The sequence below is a fragment of the Pseudopedobacter beijingensis genome, assembly GCF_042678145.1.
Taxonomy (GTDB): domain Bacteria; phylum Bacteroidota; class Bacteroidia; order Sphingobacteriales; family Sphingobacteriaceae; genus Pseudopedobacter; species Pseudopedobacter beijingensis.
Genome location: NZ_JBHUDG010000051.1, coordinates 257,160 through 273,460, shown reverse-complemented (window position 1 = coordinate 273,460; position 16,301 = coordinate 257,160). Strand labels below are relative to the sequence as shown.

The window sequence follows — 16,301 nt, the reverse complement described above, 5'->3', positions numbered from 1 at the left end:
ATATGAAGTGGTGCTCAGTTTCCCTGATGATGTGTTTAGTAATTACAGTTATTAATATACAAGCCAAAGAATATAAAATAAAAAACGCCTCTGAATTAGAGGTGTTAACTCTGTTGCCCGGAGATAAAGTAATTTTAAAGTCAGGTGTGTGGACAGACCAAAAGCTTATGATGAAAGGTCTGGGAACAAAAGAAAAAAATATAGTTTTTTCTGGAGAAAGAAATGGAAGTACCGTTATATCTAAAGGATCAACACTTTTGATAGAAGGAAAATACCTTACTGTAGAAAATTTGAAATTTAGGGATACAAATATCCCTAAAGGAAGTATTGTTTTTATCAGCAAAGCAGCAGAAAATTGCCGTTTTACCAATAATGTGTTTCTCGAAACAGGCGAAAATTCATTAAGCAAAGACACTTTTTTTGCATGGGTAACCATGTATGGTGTAAATAATCGAATAGATCATTGTTATTTTAAAGGAAAAACCAATAAGGGATGCACTATTGTTGCCGAAGCAGAAAAAAAGCCAGGTTATAATAGAATAGATCACAATTTCTTTGACCATAGACCAGAATTAGGAATGAATGGCGGAGAGAGTATCAGGGCAGGAAACTGGAATACATCGATGTTCTCATCACACATTACGATAGAAGAAAACATTTTTAAAAATTGTAATGGAGAAATAGAAATTATATCTAATAAATCTTGTGATAACATTATCAGAAATAATCTTTTCTATGAAAGTAATGGCACTATTTCTTTAAGACACGGGAAAAGAGCTACCGTAGCCGGAAATGTATTTATAGGAAATAAAAAAAATGGAGTAGGAGGGATTAGAGTTACAGGTGAAGGACATCGGATTTTTGATAATTATTTTTCGGGTATAATTGGAACCGATTTCTACGCACCTGTGTCATTCAGAAATGCATGGGAAAATCCTCCGTTACATGGTTACGATCAGGTGAGAGATTGCGCTGTTTTCTCAAATACATTTATTAATTGTGGTATTCCATTTTATATAGGTGTAGGAAAAGATGAAAAATCTTTTGTTGTTCCGATAAATACAACAATTGCTAATAATTTGATATATAGCAATGAAAAAGCATTGAAAATAATAGAACCTAAATATAAATTTGAAATTATTAAAAATCTGGTTTCCAGTTCATCAACCGAAAGTGCTAAAGGATTTATAAAAGAGAATTTACATTTGCAAAGTAAAAAGGGTTTAGCCTATATCAAAGCTCCTTCATCTGTTAAACCTCATATTTTGGAAGGTGCCAAAGAAAATTATTTTGGAAGCAGGCTGCAAGATGGATTTTACGGAAAATTATTAAAAGCAAAGAATGTAGGTCCATCCTGGTACCGTATTAAACCTTATTTAGTTATAATCAATTAAACTTAATTTATGCCCACCAGAAGAAATATATTAAAAACCATAGGGGTAACAGTCCTAACAGCAGGAGGTATAGCACATTCATCTTATGCTTCAAAAAAAAGGGATATAGCAGTTGGTACAATAAAGTTCTTTTCTAATGTAAACTCTTTGATTTCCGAAAAGAAACTTAAAGAAGGTGATATTGTTAAAACTTTGGGATATCATCAGGCTAACGATGGTGGACATGCTGAATATATTATTTCCGATAGGCAAGATCAGTATCAGGCAGGTATAGCGCTTCAAAATGGTTTGTTTGCTTTATTGATTAATGTATCTTCAGTTAATTATAAGATGTTCGGTACAATCTCTGATGGAACACATGATGACGGAATTGAGATAAAGAAAGCACACCAATATGCAAATGGGCAAAATATTCCTGTATTTAACTATACAGGAGAGTTTTGGCTAAAAGAGACCAACTCTATACAAATTCTTAATAATGTGGAGTGGGGAAACACCATTTTTCATATAGATGAACAATTTAATACACCAAAAGCAAACAAATTTGTAATAGCAAGTCAAAAGCAAAAAGTAAAAAAAACTTTCTCAACACAGGAAAAAGCTAATATTATAAACAGATTTAAACCGGGCGTAAACGTTGTGGAGGAGTTTTCTCCTTTTTCGGGCCATTTAATATATATAGAGGATACCAATGATAAGGTTGGATTCCGGTCAGGAGCTAGATTCACAGGCCAATCCTGGGCTAAACAGGAATTTGTATATATAGAAGAACACGGAAAAGTTTTAGGAGAAGTGGCTTATACCTTTAAAGACTTTTCTTCTATTGAAATAATTCCTGTAGACGATACTTATTTGACTGTTAACGGAGGCTGTTTTTACCTTTCGGGAGACAGTCAGGGAAAAGGATACACAAAAAATGGTTTTGGCATTGTGCGGTCAAGAACGTTAATCAGCAATCAGGTAGTAAGGCTGGAAGCTGGTAAGAAAGATACTGCACCCAATGCGAGAACCGGTTTTTATAATTTCAGCAAAGTTTATGAAGTTAAGTTAGAAAACATTCGTCTTATTCCATACGAGCAAGATCGGGAAGGAACGGCAAATGATGTTCCTGCAGGTACTTATGGTATATCTGGAGGAAGAATGCTTAATGCAACATTTAGGAATATTACCGCAGAAGGTAGTGCTGTACATTGGGGCGTTTTTGGTACTAACATGAACAAGAACTTTAAAATAGATGGTTGTCATTTAAACAGAGTAGATGTTCATTTTCATTGTTGGAATTTATCAATATTAAATTCAAAAATTGGTTACAGGGGTATTTCCATTACAGGAGGAGGAGATCTTATTGTTCAGAATACAACCTGTGAAAATCGCTCGTTTATAAATTTTAGAAGAGATTTTGGATCTAAATGGGATGGAGATATCAGGATATCCAATTGTAAATTTATTCCGGCAGAAGGTTCTTATAATAATGTACTGGACTTTAATCCGGCAAATTTCGATTATAAATATCCTATTGTATTTGGCAGATCGGTTTCAATAGAAAATCTGGTGATTGACTGTAACAATAATAAATCCAAAGGCCCGCTTTATTTAATGAGTCTCAGCGGTTTTTCTGAGATGAAACACGGAGAGAGAATTGTATTTCCTAAAAATGTTCAGTTCAAAAATATTATCGTACATGGTGAAAACAGAGGCGTTCGTATAGTTACACTTTATAACCCTAAAGGTTACTTTGTTAATACAAAAGGCAGCTATGATGGTATAGAACTGAAGCCTAATAGTAAAATGCTGATTGATAATGTTGATTTAGAAGACCTTTCCGGATTAAAATCCGAAGAAAAAAATAATCATATCTTAGTTAAAGACGGTAGTAAGGATGTAAAAGATGCTAATTCCCTATTTCTCCAAATAGAAATAGTAAACTGTGCGTCCATAAAAATGGATATCTCTGGTTTACCAGCAAAGGTGATAATTAGAAATTCCAGTCTATCAGCCTTTAAAAGTAAAAAATTAGGAATAATGAAAGGGGAGCTTTATTTGTTAGAAAGCAAAATTTTACCTGAAATTACTTCCAAACAAGAAATAGATTTAGAGTTAGATACAACATTAGCAACCGTTTTTTTCAACTGTACTATTCATGCTCCTAAAGTAGCAGGCAAGTTTGAACCGTCTTTACTAGATAACTATGATTTTATTAAAATAAATGAAAAGTTGAAATTTAATCATTCAAACACTATCTTAGGAAAAGATATATTAAACTTTTTGAAATCTAAGGGTAGTAGCCTGAATCCTAAATTTATATCCATGTTAAAATCACATTCTGATTTAGAAAATTAATCTAATAACATATTAATAGTTCATATATTATGAAAAATAAAATTTGTATTATTTTTTTGATGATTTCTGCTATTTCTTTTGTAGCATATTCACAAGGAAATTCTAACAGTAAAGAAGAGTTGTGGGGAAAAATAAGCCCTTATTTTTCTGTTCCTTCTGAGTTTTCGGGTCAATATGGTAATTATAAATCTCTTTTGAAATTTTATAATGGCGACACTGTATTAACTAAAAATGATTGGCGGAAACGTAGAAATGAAATTTATACGAAATGGAATGATATGATGGGAAAGTGGCCAAATCTTATTCAAAAGCAAAAGATGAAAATACTGGACACTGAGCAAAAAGAGGGATATACAAAATATAGGATTAGTTTTAAATGGACTCCAACAGAAGAAACAGAAGCCTATCTTTTAGTTCCCAAATTAAATAAAAAGAAATACCCTGCAGTTGTGACTACTTTTTATGAACCTAAGACTGCTATAGGGGAGGGGAAACCCAATAGGGATTTTGCATTACAACTGGTTAAAAGAGGCTTTGTCGCATTATCTATAGGTACAACTAAAGCTTCTCAAGACCGTACTTATTCTCTTTATTATCCCTCGATACAAAATGCAAAAGTGCAGCCCTTATCTATGTTAGCTTATGCAGCAGCAAACTCTTGGTATTTATTGTCTGATTTACCTTATGTAGATAATAAAAGAATAGGAATAATGGGACATTCTTTTGGTGGAAAATGGGCCATGTTTGGATCCTGTTTGTTTGATAAATTTGCATGTGCAGTTTGGTCAGATCCTGGGGTAGTTTTTGACGAAGATAAAGGTAGTTTAGTTAACTATTGGGAGCCATGGTATTTGGGATATTATCCAACCCCATGGGAAAATGTTTGGCGTAAAAAAGGAAATATAGAAGGTGCTAAAGGTCTTTATCCTAGATTGTTAAAAGAAAACCACGATTTACACGAAATTATGGCATTAATGGCACCACGCCCATTTTTAGTTTCAGGAGGAGCTTCAGATCAACCAGTACGTTGGACAGCGCTCAATCATGTGACGAAAATAAATAAGTTGTTAGGAGTAGAAAATAGAGTAGCTATGCAAAATAGGGTTTTGCATGAACCTAATAATTATTCTAATAGTATTGCCTATGACTTTTTTGAGTACTTTTTAAAATGATAAAAATGATCTTGGGTGAAGTCGGCGAAAAAGATAATACATGTGATTTTTGCTGTTGTTTTAAAGTTAATATGCTCTTGTTTTTTCAGTTATTGTTAATAAGTAGGCTTATTGGTGATAAATAATTGATTTTATTCTAGATAATTATGGTAATTATATTAATTGATTTTGAAAGATTAAAAAAAATATTTAATTTCGTGTACGTACACATTTTATATTAAAAATGCCTAAATGAAAAATAAGCTAAAAATAATTAACGGAAATATTATTACACCGTATAAATTGATAGAAGGAGGGTGTATCCTCATAGAAGACGGAAAGATTATAGAAATCAATAGGTTTGATATAGATGTGAATGATGCAGAAATAATAGATGCTAAAGGTAATTATGTATCGCCTGGCTTTATTGACTTGCATGTCCATGGAGGAGGAGGATATGATTTTATGGATCATTCTGAAGAAGCTTTTCTTAGTATAGCAAACCTGCATGCACAATATGGAACAACAGCGATGTGTCCAACAACATTAACAAGTCTGAAAGAAGATTTGATTAAGACCCTACATTTTTATGAAAAAGCAAATGAGAATAATCATTCTGGTGCTCAGTTTTTAGGTATGCATATAGAAGGTCCTTATTTCTCAATGCAGCAAAGAGGAGCTCAGGATCCAAGATATATCAGAGCCCCAGATCCTGATGAATATAAGGAGATATTGAGGTGGGCTCATCTTATCAAAAGATGGAGTGCTGCACCAGAATTAGACGGAGCGATGGAGTTTGCCAGATATTTGAAATCTGTAGGTGTTTTGCCAGCAATAGCACATACAGATGCTATTTATGAAGACGTTCAGGAAGCTTTTGAGAATGGGTATACTTTGTTGACACATTTTTATTCAGCTATGTCTGGAGTCACAAGGAGAAATGCATATCGCTATGCGGGAGTAGTAGAAAGTGGTTATCTGATAGATGAATTGGATTTAGAAATAATTGCAGATGGGATTCACTTACCACCACCATTATTAAAACTAATTTATAAGATTAAAGGTCCTTCCAGAGTTGCTTTGATTACGGACGCTATGCGTGGTGCAGGAATGGGAGAAGGTGAAAGTATTCTTGGTGATTTAAAAAATGGAGTTAAGGTTATTATAGAAGATGGAGTGGCTAAGTTACCAGATAGAAGTGCTTTCGCAGGCAGTGTAGCTACGGCAGATAGGTTGGTAAGAACAATGCATTTCGATGCGGGTATAGGATTATTAGAAACTATTCAAATGATAACGGCAACACCTGCAAGAATATTGAATGTTGATGATAAAAAGGGAAGCATCTCTATCGGTAAAGATGCTGATATTGTATTATTTGACAGGAATATAAAAATTTTACAAACTATTATAAAAGGAAAATCAATATATAGACATGAAGAATTTGCAGAAAGATTTGTTGAAAATTAGAGTATTTGAAAATAGAACGGAATTAGGAGAAGATGCAGCTTCTCTTGTAGCGAAAGAAATAACAGAATTGTTAAAAACGGAAAGCTATATCAATATGATTTTTGCTGCTGCACCTTCTCAGAATGATTTTTTTGAAAAAATAGTACAAAAGGATATTAACTGGGAAAGAATAAATGCTTTCCATATGGACGAATATGTTGGATTACCAGAGGATGCCCCCCAGGGATTCGGTAATTTTTTAAAAGATAAAATTTTCTCTAAAGTTAAGTTTAAAACTGTTAATTATATTAATGGGCAGGCTGAAAATATAGAAGACGAATGTGTTCGTTATGAGAATTTATTAAAACAATTTCCTCCTCATATTGTTTGTATGGGGATAGGTGAAAATACACATATAGCATTTAATGATCCTCATGTTGCTGATTTTAACGATTCTAAGTTAGTGAAGGTGGTTGATTTGGATGATGCTTGTCGTACGCAACAAGTGAATGATGGTTGTTTTAAGGTAATTGATTCTGTACCAAAGTATGCCCTTACTTTAACTGTTCCTGCTCTCTTTAAAGGAGAAAAGATATTTTGTATGGTTCCAGGAAAAACGAAAGCTAATGCAATAAAATTGACATTAACATCAGAGATAAAACAAGAATACCCATCGACTATATTGAGAAATCATAAGAATGCAATGTTATTTGTTGATGACGATAGTTATTCCCTTATGAGTTAGTGTTTTTAAAGTGTAAATTTATTAATTCATTTTAATTTTTGTAATTTGCTTTTAATGGTTCTTTGTTAATGTTAATATATTCTTGATGAAGAAAAAAGAAGAAAAGGAGTTAGTAGGAGTAAAGGAGATAGCTAGAAGGGCAAATGTTGCAATCGCTACTGTTGATAGAGTCATAAATAATCGAAAAGGTGTTTCGGAGAAAACGAAGGCAAAGATTAATGCAATTATAGAGGAGCTTAATTATAAACCAAATATTTTAGCAAGAAGATTAGCTTCTAAAGAGACTTTAATGTTTGCGGTTTTAATACCTTCTGTTTCTAAAGAAACAGATTATTGGGAAGCTCCATTGGAAGGTATTACTCAAGCTCAATCAGAAATAGTAAGTTATGGAATAGAAATAGACAAATATTTTTTTGATCAGAATGACACTCAGTCCTTTTTAATAGAATCGAGGAAAATTCTTGATAAGAAGTATCATGGTATTTTATTAGCTCCAATGTTTGCCAAAGAGTCAGCAGAATTTGTATCCGAATGTACAAGAAGATCTATACCAGTTGTTTTTATTAACTCTGATTTGCCAGATACTCCAAGTCTCTGTTATATAGGCCCAGACCTTTATCATGCGGGGGGATTGGCTGCGCATTTATGTGGATATTTGATAGAAGAGGAAGACCGAATTCTGATTGTTAATATCTCAGAAATAGATAATCATAGACATTTTTTAAGAAAAGAAGAAGGTTTTAAAGATTACTTTTATGAGAGTAAAAAGTCGAATGCGATTTTAAAGCTTGATATAAAAGAGACTAATTATAAAGCTATAAGTAAAGAACTTAGGAAAATATTTAACTCTGAGAGAGTAAATCTTGTGTTTGTTCCTAATTCGAGAGTTTTTTATGTAGCCAAATTTTTTGAGGAATACGAAATTGATAATGTTAGATTAATAGGGTTTGAGTTTCTTGCAAAAAACATTAAATATCTCAAAAAAGGAACTATAGACTTCTTGATTTGCCAAAAACCTATAGAACAAGGGTACCGAGGGATAATGACACTTTATCAGCATTGTGTGTTGAAAAATCGTGTTAAAAAAGTGCATTATATGCCAATAGATATTATTACAAAGAAAAATTATAAGTTTTATAGCAATTAGATATTATATTTATCATCAAAAAAGTATCGTAGTTTAGCATTTAGATATAGAGCCTTATCAATATAAAAATGTAGCTATTTCGAGGAGTATTGGAAGGGGGAAGTCTTCCTCCTAAGTGCTGAAGAGACATATTCCTAGACTTCGATCGGGATGACAAGATTCTTTTTATATAGTTATATATGTTGTGGGACCTTGTTTTGTTAATATATTATAGTTTTATAATTTACATTTAATATTTCTTTATAGATTTATATTAAAGAATTTTTGATGAAGAAAGAGAAAGAATTAGTTGGAGTAAAAGAGATTGCCAGAAGAGCAAATGTTTCTATAGCAACTGTAGATAGAGTATTGCATAATAGAGTTGGGGTTTCCCCAAAGACCAAAGAAAAGATTATTGCTATTATAGAAGAGTTAAATTATAAACCAAATATTTTAGCAAGACGCCTTGCGTCTAAAGAAATATTGAAGTTTGCGGTTTTTATTCCCTCGGTTTCGGAAGAAACCGATTATTGGGCAGCCCCATTAGAGGGAATTAATCAAGCTGAAACTGAAATAACTACTTACGGAATAGAAATAGAAAAGTATTTTTTCGATCAAAATGATAAGAAATCTTTCTTGAAAGAATCTAAGAAAATACTAAACAATAAGTATCATGGTATTTTGTTAGCACCTATGTTTATTGAAGAATCAATAGACTTTGTGAAAGAGTGTATGAAAGCGAAAACTCCATGCGTTTTCATTAACTCTGATTTGCCAGATATATCTAATTTATGCTATATAGGTCCGGATTTATATCATTCTGGAGCATTAGCCGCACATTTGTGTGGGTATTTAATAGGCAAAGAGGAGAAAATTCTAATTGTTAATATTTCAAAGGAAATTGATAATCATCATCACCTTTTAAGAAAAGAACAAGGGTTTAAAGAATATTTTGAAAAGCATCAAAAAGAAAACATTATTATAAAATTAGATATTCGGGATACGAATTATAAAGCCGTTAGTGAAGAATTGACTAAAGCCTTTTCTAATAATAAAATAGAGTTGGTTTTTGTGACAAATTCAAGAGTGTCTTCTGTGGCTAAGTTTTTTGATGAAAATCAAATTGATAATGTGAAATTGATAGGGTTTGACTTCCTGAAAGAGAATATTGAGTTTTTGAAAAAAGAAACAATAGATTTTCTAATCTGTCAAAAACCTATTGAGCAGGGGTATAGAGGGGTTATGGCCCTTTACCAGCATTTTGTTTATAATGCAGAGGTGGAAAAAATATATCATATGCCAATAGATATAATAACTAAAGAGAATTACCAATTTTATAGGAATTAGTTTGTCAGAATATAAAGAATATTGGAAAAAATAAATACTGAAAATATATTGTATTCTCAATATTATACTATAAATAATCAACCCTGGTCAGAATACCATACGGATTGTGAAGCCAAAGTTTTGGTTTTATATGACGAAGGATTTTTACATTTAAAGTTTTTTGTTAAGGAAAAACAAATAAGAGCAAGATATAGAGAAACAAACGGTACCGTCCATAAGGATAATTGTGTAGAGTTTTTTGTGAGGTTTGATAATGATACTAATTATTATAACCTCGAGTTCAATGTTTTGGGGAATACTAAAGTAGCCTATGGTAACGGACGACACGGAAGGGAAGAGTTGCCTCTTAAATTAATAGAACAAATTGAAAGAGAAGTTTCAATGTTGCCGAAGTCAGTCAATGGCCAATTATATATAGAATGGGTTTTAGATATAAAAATTCCAGATTTTATATTTATAAATAATAAACAAAAAGAACTAAGCCAATATGAAATTTTCGCCAATTTTTATAAATGTGGAGATGATTTAGACAACCCGCATTACCTCTGTTGGAATACTATAAATACAGAAAATCCCGATTTTCATAGACCTGAGTTTTTTAAAAAACTAACTTTTAACAAATAAAATTAAAAAATATTTTGATTAACGGTAAATCTTGCTTATTTTCGGTAACGTACACGAACCAATTTTATCTAAATGAGTAAAACTAATATAACAAGAAGGAAATTTATATCAGGTGGGACAACGGCGTTAGGCGTATTATCGCTTACGGGTGTGCCTAATATTGTATTTGGAAGATCTGAAAAAATTCGGTTAGGGCTTATTGGATGTGGGCAAAGAGGAGGAGGGATAAGTTCTATTGTAAGTAAGTTAGATAATGTAGAAATAGTAGCATTTTGTGATGTATCAAAAGATGCTCTTCACGCAGTTAAGAAATATGCAATAAAGGATGCTAAATATTATGAGAATTACCATGAATTATTACAAGATAAAAAAATCGATGGAGTTATAATAGCAACACCTTTATATCTTCATTATCAGATGTGTGTGGACTCTTTGGATGCAAAGAAACATGTGTATGTAGAGAAGACCATGACTTATAGTATTTCTGAAGCAGTAGCCTTGGTAAATAAAGTGAAGTCTACAAATTTAGTATTGCAGGTTGGACATCAGTATCGGTATTTTCAAATGTATTACAAAATAAAAGAAATCATAGATCAAGGGTGGTTAGGACAAATAACACATTTTGAAAGTCAGTATAATAGGAATTCGGACTGGCGAAGACCACTTAAACCAGGGCAAGAAGATAGAATTGTCAATTGGAGAATGTATAAAGAATATTCAGGTGGAGTTTTAGCAGAGTTGTGCGCTCATCAAATAGATATTGTTAATTGGATGGTAGATGGTCATCCTAATAAAGTTATAGGTTTAGGAGATGTGAATTATTGGAAAGATGGTAGAGAAACTTATGATAATGTACGTACAATATATGAATATGATAATGGTGTAAAGTCTAGTGTTACATCTGTTTTATCCAATGAATACAATAGCTATGCTATGAGGATATTAGGATCTAAGGCTACTATTGATATCAGAAGAGAAAAAGCCTTTCTCTATCCAGAACCTAAAACGAAAACTTTGGGAGTGGTAGATGGAGTAACTGGGGCAACTGTTGAAAGTATAAAGCCAGGGGAAGGAAAAGAGATTGTTTACAAAAGTATAGACGGTTTAAATTTGGATCCTACAGCTTATTCGTTAATGGCTTTTGCAGATTGTATTAAAAATAACCAAAAACCTGTGTCTAATGTGAATACAGGTAAAGATGTTGCTATTGCTGTTCATATGGGGAATCAGGCTGTTGAAAGTGGTGTGATGCAACATTGGGATAAAAATAAATACTGATAAACGTTTTTTAGTATAAGTAATTTAACAGCTTAGCTTATTATTGATCATTGAGTTTTGATCGAAACATGAATGATTTTGCCATTATTAAAAACCTAAAATTAAAAACCAAAAGCAATCGCTATGAACATAGACAAATTTAATAGGCGTAAATTTATAAGATCTGCGACTATTGCAGGGGCCTTTGTAGCAGCTCCAAGCTTAATTAGTAATAACCTGTTTGCTAATCAAATTAAGGGAAAAAGAGTAGGTATTATAGGACTTGATACCTCTCATTCCGTAGCATTTACAAAAGAATTAAACTCAGGTAAGAGCGAGTATTTAGGATACAAAGTAGTCGCAGCTTATCCCAAAGGGAGTAATGATATTAAAATAAGCGTTGATCGTATTCCTGGTTTTACCGAAGATGTGAAAAAACAAGGAGTTGAAATTGTTAATTCAATAGACGAGCTACTGAAAAAAGTAGATGTGGTGCTTTTGGAAACTAATGATGGACGTATTCATTTAGAACAAGCTCTACCAGTGTTAAAAGCAAAAAAGAGAGTATTCATAGATAAGCCTATTACAGCATCTTATGCTGATGCAAAAAAAATATTCGAAGCTTCACAAAAATATAATACTCCATTCTTTTCATCATCATCATTAAGATATATTGAAGGAATGAGTGAAGTGAATAGTGGTGCGATAGGAAAAGTAATTGGTGCGGATACTTATAGTCCAGCATTATTAGAGCCGACACATCCGGATATGTTTTGGTATGGGATACATGGTATAGAAATGTTATTTGCGGCAATGGGAACGGGGTGTAAGAGTGTGACTCGTGTATTTACAGAAGGTAGTGATTTAGTGGTAGGTACATGGAATGACGGAAGAATAGGGACTTTTAGAGGGATTAGAGATGGGAAGAAAGATTTTGGAGGAACTGTTATAGGAGAAAAATCGGTTCAGAAATTTGGGAAATTTACGGGATACAATCCTTTGCTTTTAGAAATTATAAAATTTTTTGAAACAGGAGTTGTTCCATTTAATTCGCAGGAGACATTGGAGATTTGTGCATTTATAGAAGCTGCGGATGAAAGCAAAAAAAATGGAGGGAAACCAGTTTTAATTAGTTCAATTGTAAATAAATAACTTAAGATATGAGCAACATGAATGAGAATGCCAGAAGAAAATTTATAAAAAATGCAGTAACTGGTGCTGCTGCTATCGGAGTTGGAGGGATTTTACCAGGTTTTAGTGCGAAAAGCTATGCTAGTATATTAGGGGCTAATGATAAAGTTAGAGTAGCTTCTATGGGGGTAAACGCTAGAGGTTTAGCGTTAGCTACTAATTTTGCAGCACAAAAAAATTGTGAAGTAATATATGTGTGTGATGTAGACTCTAGAGCTGCAGATAAATGTATTTCTAAAGTTTCTGAAATTCAAGGTAGAAAACCACAAGCACAAGGGGATTTTAGAAAGGCTTTAGAAGATAAAAACTTAGATGCATTAGTAGTGGCTACGCCAGACCATTGGCATGCTCCTGCGGCAATTCTAGCATCTAAAGCAGGGAAAAGTGTTTATTTAGAAAAACCTTGTGGTCACAATCCTAATGAAGGAGAGTTGTTGATTAAAGCTGTAGAGAAGTATAAAAATATTATACAGATGGGGAATCAGCGAAGATCATGGCCTAATGTTGTAGCTGGTATCAAGGAGCTTCATTCGGGAGTGATAGGCCGTCCATATTTTGCTAAAACATGGTATACCAATAGTAGAAAATCTATTGGTATAGGAAAGAAAGTAGAAGTGCCGTCTTGGTTGAATTTTGATTTATGGCAAGGTCCTGCACCAAGGAAAGACTTTAAAGATAATTTAATCCATTATAACTGGCATTGGTTTTGGCATTGGGGAACAGGAGAAGCTCTTAATAATGGAACTCACATGGTGGATATAGCACGTTGGGGATTACAGGTAGACTATCCTACAAAAGTAAGTTCTAACGGTGGAAGATATCATTATAAAGATGATTGGGAAACACCAGATACTCAAATTATCAATATGGAGTTTGCTGATAAATGTTCTATTACTTGGGAGGGTAGAAGTTGTAATGGACGACCTATAGAAGGAGCTAGTGTTGGAGTAATATTTTATGCTGAAAATGGATCTCTTCAGATTGAGGGAGATAATGGTTATAAAATATACGATTTAAAAGGGAAATTGATAAAAGAAGTTAAAAATGAGGTTCAGGTAGATGTTAGAAGTTTAACAAATCCATCTCAAGCTTTAGATGCTATCCATATCCAGAATTTCTTTGACGCTATAAAAAAAGGGGGAAAATTAAATGCAGATATAGTGAGCGGACATAAGAGTACTTTATTGGTGCAATTAGGTAATATTTCACAGAGGGTGGGAGAATCGCTAGATATTGATCCTAAAACTGGAAGAATCTTGAATAGTTCATCCGCTAAAAAATTATGGAGTAGAGAGTACCAAAAAGGTTGGGAGCCTACGATTTAATATATAGCAGATAGAAATGAGCGACAAAAAAATAACATCAGACCAGCTAACTAAGCGAGATACCACTATATCTATATTATTGATAGGTTTGGTTTTCTTTATTATTGGATTTGTATCGTGGATAAATGCTATTCTGATACCATTTTTCAAAATAGCTTGTGAGTTGACAAACTTTCAGTCTTATTTGGTAGCATTTGCCTTTTATATTTCTTACTTGGTGATGTCAGTTCCATCATCTTATCTTCTGAAAGCAGTAGGTTTTAAGAAAGGGATGATGACGGCATTCTTTGTTATGTCTGTAGGTGCCGCATTATTTGTGCCAGCAGCTTGGTTTAGAACCTATGAAATATTTTTATTAGGGTTGTTTACTTTAGGTTCTGGTTTAGCTATTTTACAGACAGCTTCCAATCCATATATTACCGTATTAGGTCCACAGGAAAGTGCTGCACAGCGGATTAGTATCATGGGAATCTGTAACAAGTTTGCAGGTATTCTTGCTCCTTTACTCTTTGCAGCGGCAGTTCTGAAGGCAAGTGATGCAGAGCTGTTTAAGCAAATACCATTAATGGAGGATGCGGAAAGAGCAACGGTACTTGATGAACTCATAAGAAGAGTTATGATTCCTTATTCAGTAGTATCGCTAGTGCTTATTGGTTTGGGACTATTTATAAAATATTCACCTCTTCCTGAGATTGATACAGAGAATGAGAGTGAAGAAGTTGCAGAAGCTAATTCAGGAAAAACCAGTATTTTTCAGTTTCCACATTTAATATTGGGTGCAGTAGCCATTTTTGTTCATGTTGGCACACAGATATTGGCAATAGATACGGTAATAGGTTATGCAGGATCGATGGGTATTACTTTAATAGAAGCAAAAGTTTTTCCGTCTTATACTTTAGCACTTACAATAACAGGGTATTTGATAGGTATTATTACTATACCACGTTTTATTAGTCAAGTAAATGCCTTAAGGTTTTGTACTATACTAGGGGCTATATTGAGTTTATTGATAGTTTTTGCTAGTGGAAACATAACTTTATTTGGGCATACAGCAGATGTATCTATTTGGTTTGTAGTCATGTTAGGGTTGGCAAATTCATTAGTTTGGGCTGGTATATGGCCTGTAGCATTGGATGGATTGGGGCGATTTACTAAATTGGGTTCCTCGATCATGATTATGGGGCTTTGTGGAAATGCTATTATGCCATTAGTATATGGGCATTTTGCAGACGAATATGGTTTAAGAGAGGCTTATTGGGTGTTATTCCCCTGCTATCTATATCTTGTATATTATGCTGTGTATGGTTTCAGGATTAGAAAATGGACGTTTTGAAAATTTAAGTAGATTTTACGTTTTTTGTTTGTAAATGAGATGCTCGCATCTCATTTCTTGTTGTTATCTCTACGCTTTAAATTAGTATTCATTAGTAAAAATTAAAATCATGCCAAAAATAAAAATATATATATGTTGTATGTTGGTCATGTCTATTGTGAAAATAGGAGTAGGGCAACAAACTGTAGAAAAAGATCCGATTGTTAATGTTTTGAAAGATATTCGTTATGCCGCAAAAACAGATTCAAGTCGTAATGATATATCTTGTGATAGATTATTAGATTTATATTTACCAACCAATGTATCTGAAACAGAAAAACTACCTGTCTATATGTTTATTCACGGGGGAGGTTTTTCTGGAGGAGATAAAGACCAAACGGCGATATTTTGTAATAAATTAGCGTTAAATGGAGTGGCTGTACTATCTATAAACTATCTTCTCTATTTGAAACTAAATAAGATAAAAGGAGCAAGCTGTAGTGCAAATATGTCTAAAGGATTGCCAGCATCCGGTAAATTTCATTCAGGTCTGCACCATGCTATAGAGGTAGCTTCAGAAGATGCGACTTTGGCCTTAAAATGGATTAAAGATAATGCCTCTAAATATAATTTTAACCTAAAAAAAGTAATTGTTTCTGGGGGATCTGCCGGGGCGATGACGGCACTATATACGGGTTTGTGTAAGAAATCTAAAGACCCAGAGATTTTGGCTATTGTTAATTTATGGGGAGGTTTAGAAAATAATGAGCAAATTATAAATACTAAAATACCAGTCCTAACATTTCATGGAGATAAAGATGCTTTGATTTCTGTAGATTATGCATATTCATTGCATAAGTTTTTGGAAAATAATGGTAATAAATCTTCAAAGTTGGTAATCATGGAAGGAGTAGGGCATGCCGCTTATACTTATATTACTAATAATAAGGTAGACGAAATTCTTAGCTTTTTAAAAAAAGCATATAAAAAATAATTAATAAGGAGGTGTTGAGTGAAGAGGGTATCAATAAAAATCACATTAT

The 16,301-nt window shown here is 33.0% G+C and carries 13 protein-coding genes; all 13 read left to right on the top strand.

All coding sequences use genetic code 11. The annotated features are described in order from the left end of the window. Positions 1-2 precede the first annotated feature (2 nt). The 13 genes from ACFSAH_RS19795 (at position 3) to ACFSAH_RS19735 (ending at position 16,252) form a co-directional block, all read left to right on the top strand. Positions 3-1,394: a polysaccharide lyase 6 family protein gene (locus tag ACFSAH_RS19795; RefSeq protein ID WP_379664443.1), complete on the top strand. Its 1,392-nt coding sequence runs from the start codon at positions 3-5 to the stop codon at positions 1,392-1,394. 9 nt (positions 1,395-1,403) lie between these two features. Continuing rightward, positions 1,404-3,734, top strand: coding sequence for a hypothetical protein (locus tag ACFSAH_RS19790; RefSeq protein WP_379664442.1), 2,331 nt, complete (start codon positions 1,404-1,406; stop codon positions 3,732-3,734). A 29-nt stretch (positions 3,735-3,763) separates the two neighbouring features. After that, a complete protein-coding gene (locus ACFSAH_RS19785) occupies positions 3,764-4,906 on the top strand; it encodes an alpha/beta hydrolase family protein (RefSeq protein WP_379664441.1) in 1,143 nt (380 codons plus the stop codon). A 231-nt stretch (positions 4,907-5,137) separates the two neighbouring features. Next, positions 5,138-6,352: an N-acetylglucosamine-6-phosphate deacetylase gene (gene nagA, locus ACFSAH_RS19780; protein ID WP_379664440.1), complete on the top strand. Its 1,215-nt coding sequence runs from the start codon at positions 5,138-5,140 to the stop codon at positions 6,350-6,352. Further along, entirely contained in the window at positions 6,318-7,076 is a 759-nt protein-coding gene (locus ACFSAH_RS19775; RefSeq protein ID WP_379664439.1) for a glucosamine-6-phosphate deaminase, read from the top strand. The genes nagA and ACFSAH_RS19775 overlap by 35 nt, the downstream gene beginning before the upstream one ends. An 85-nt stretch (positions 7,077-7,161) precedes the next feature. Then, positions 7,162-8,223, top strand: coding sequence for a LacI family DNA-binding transcriptional regulator (locus tag ACFSAH_RS19770; protein ID WP_379664438.1), 1,062 nt, complete (start codon positions 7,162-7,164; stop codon positions 8,221-8,223). Between the two features lie 267 nt (positions 8,224-8,490). Further along, complete coding sequence (locus ACFSAH_RS19765; protein WP_379664437.1) at positions 8,491-9,549, top strand: LacI family DNA-binding transcriptional regulator; 1,059 nt, start codon at positions 8,491-8,493, stop codon at positions 9,547-9,549. A gap of 21 nt (positions 9,550-9,570) precedes the next feature. Continuing rightward, a complete protein-coding gene (locus ACFSAH_RS19760) occupies positions 9,571-10,173 on the top strand; it encodes a carbohydrate-binding family 9-like protein (RefSeq protein ID WP_379664436.1) in 603 nt (200 codons plus the stop codon). Positions 10,174-10,245: 72 nt separating this feature from the next. Further along, a complete protein-coding gene (locus ACFSAH_RS19755; RefSeq protein WP_379664435.1) occupies positions 10,246-11,451 on the top strand; it encodes a Gfo/Idh/MocA family protein in 1,206 nt (401 codons plus the stop codon). A gap of 123 nt (positions 11,452-11,574) precedes the next feature. Beyond that, positions 11,575-12,582 (top strand): Gfo/Idh/MocA family protein, encoded by a 1,008-nt coding sequence (locus tag ACFSAH_RS19750; protein ID WP_379664434.1) that lies wholly within the window; start codon positions 11,575-11,577, stop codon positions 12,580-12,582. A gap of 8 nt (positions 12,583-12,590) precedes the next feature. Continuing rightward, a complete protein-coding gene (locus tag ACFSAH_RS19745) occupies positions 12,591-13,946 on the top strand; it encodes a Gfo/Idh/MocA family protein (RefSeq protein ID WP_379664433.1) in 1,356 nt (451 codons plus the stop codon). Between the two features lie 16 nt (positions 13,947-13,962). Beyond that, on the top strand, positions 13,963-15,279 hold the full coding sequence (locus ACFSAH_RS19740; protein WP_379664432.1) for a sugar MFS transporter: 1,317 nt from the start codon (positions 13,963-13,965) through the stop codon (positions 15,277-15,279). Positions 15,280-15,388: 109 nt separating this feature from the next. Continuing rightward, complete coding sequence (locus tag ACFSAH_RS19735; RefSeq protein WP_379664431.1) at positions 15,389-16,252, top strand: alpha/beta hydrolase; 864 nt, start codon at positions 15,389-15,391, stop codon at positions 16,250-16,252. Positions 16,253-16,301 lie beyond the last annotated feature (49 nt).

Bases quoted from the DNA above. Each gene is read 5' to 3' on its own strand.
- ACFSAH_RS19795 (WP_379664443.1), top strand. From the start codon at position 3: ATGAAGTGGTGCTCAGTTTCCCTGATGATGTGTTTAGTAATTACAGTT.
- ACFSAH_RS19790 (WP_379664442.1), top strand. From the start codon at position 1,404: ATGCCCACCAGAAGAAATATATTAAAAACCATAGGGGTAACAGTCCTA.
- ACFSAH_RS19785 (WP_379664441.1), top strand. From the start codon at position 3,764: ATGAAAAATAAAATTTGTATTATTTTTTTGATGATTTCTGCTATTTCT.
- nagA (WP_379664440.1), top strand. From the start codon at position 5,138: ATGAAAAATAAGCTAAAAATAATTAACGGAAATATTATTACACCGTAT.
- ACFSAH_RS19775 (WP_379664439.1), top strand. From the start codon at position 6,318: ATGAAGAATTTGCAGAAAGATTTGTTGAAAATTAGAGTATTTGAAAAT.
- ACFSAH_RS19770 (WP_379664438.1), top strand. From the start codon at position 7,162: ATGAAGAAAAAAGAAGAAAAGGAGTTAGTAGGAGTAAAGGAGATAGCT.
- ACFSAH_RS19765 (WP_379664437.1), top strand. From the start codon at position 8,491: ATGAAGAAAGAGAAAGAATTAGTTGGAGTAAAAGAGATTGCCAGAAGA.
- ACFSAH_RS19755 (WP_379664435.1), top strand. From the start codon at position 10,246: ATGAGTAAAACTAATATAACAAGAAGGAAATTTATATCAGGTGGGACA.
- ACFSAH_RS19750 (WP_379664434.1), top strand. From the start codon at position 11,575: ATGAACATAGACAAATTTAATAGGCGTAAATTTATAAGATCTGCGACT.
- ACFSAH_RS19745 (WP_379664433.1), top strand. From the start codon at position 12,591: ATGAGCAACATGAATGAGAATGCCAGAAGAAAATTTATAAAAAATGCA.
- ACFSAH_RS19740 (WP_379664432.1), top strand. From the start codon at position 13,963: ATGAGCGACAAAAAAATAACATCAGACCAGCTAACTAAGCGAGATACC.
- ACFSAH_RS19735 (WP_379664431.1), top strand. From the start codon at position 15,389: ATGCCAAAAATAAAAATATATATATGTTGTATGTTGGTCATGTCTATT.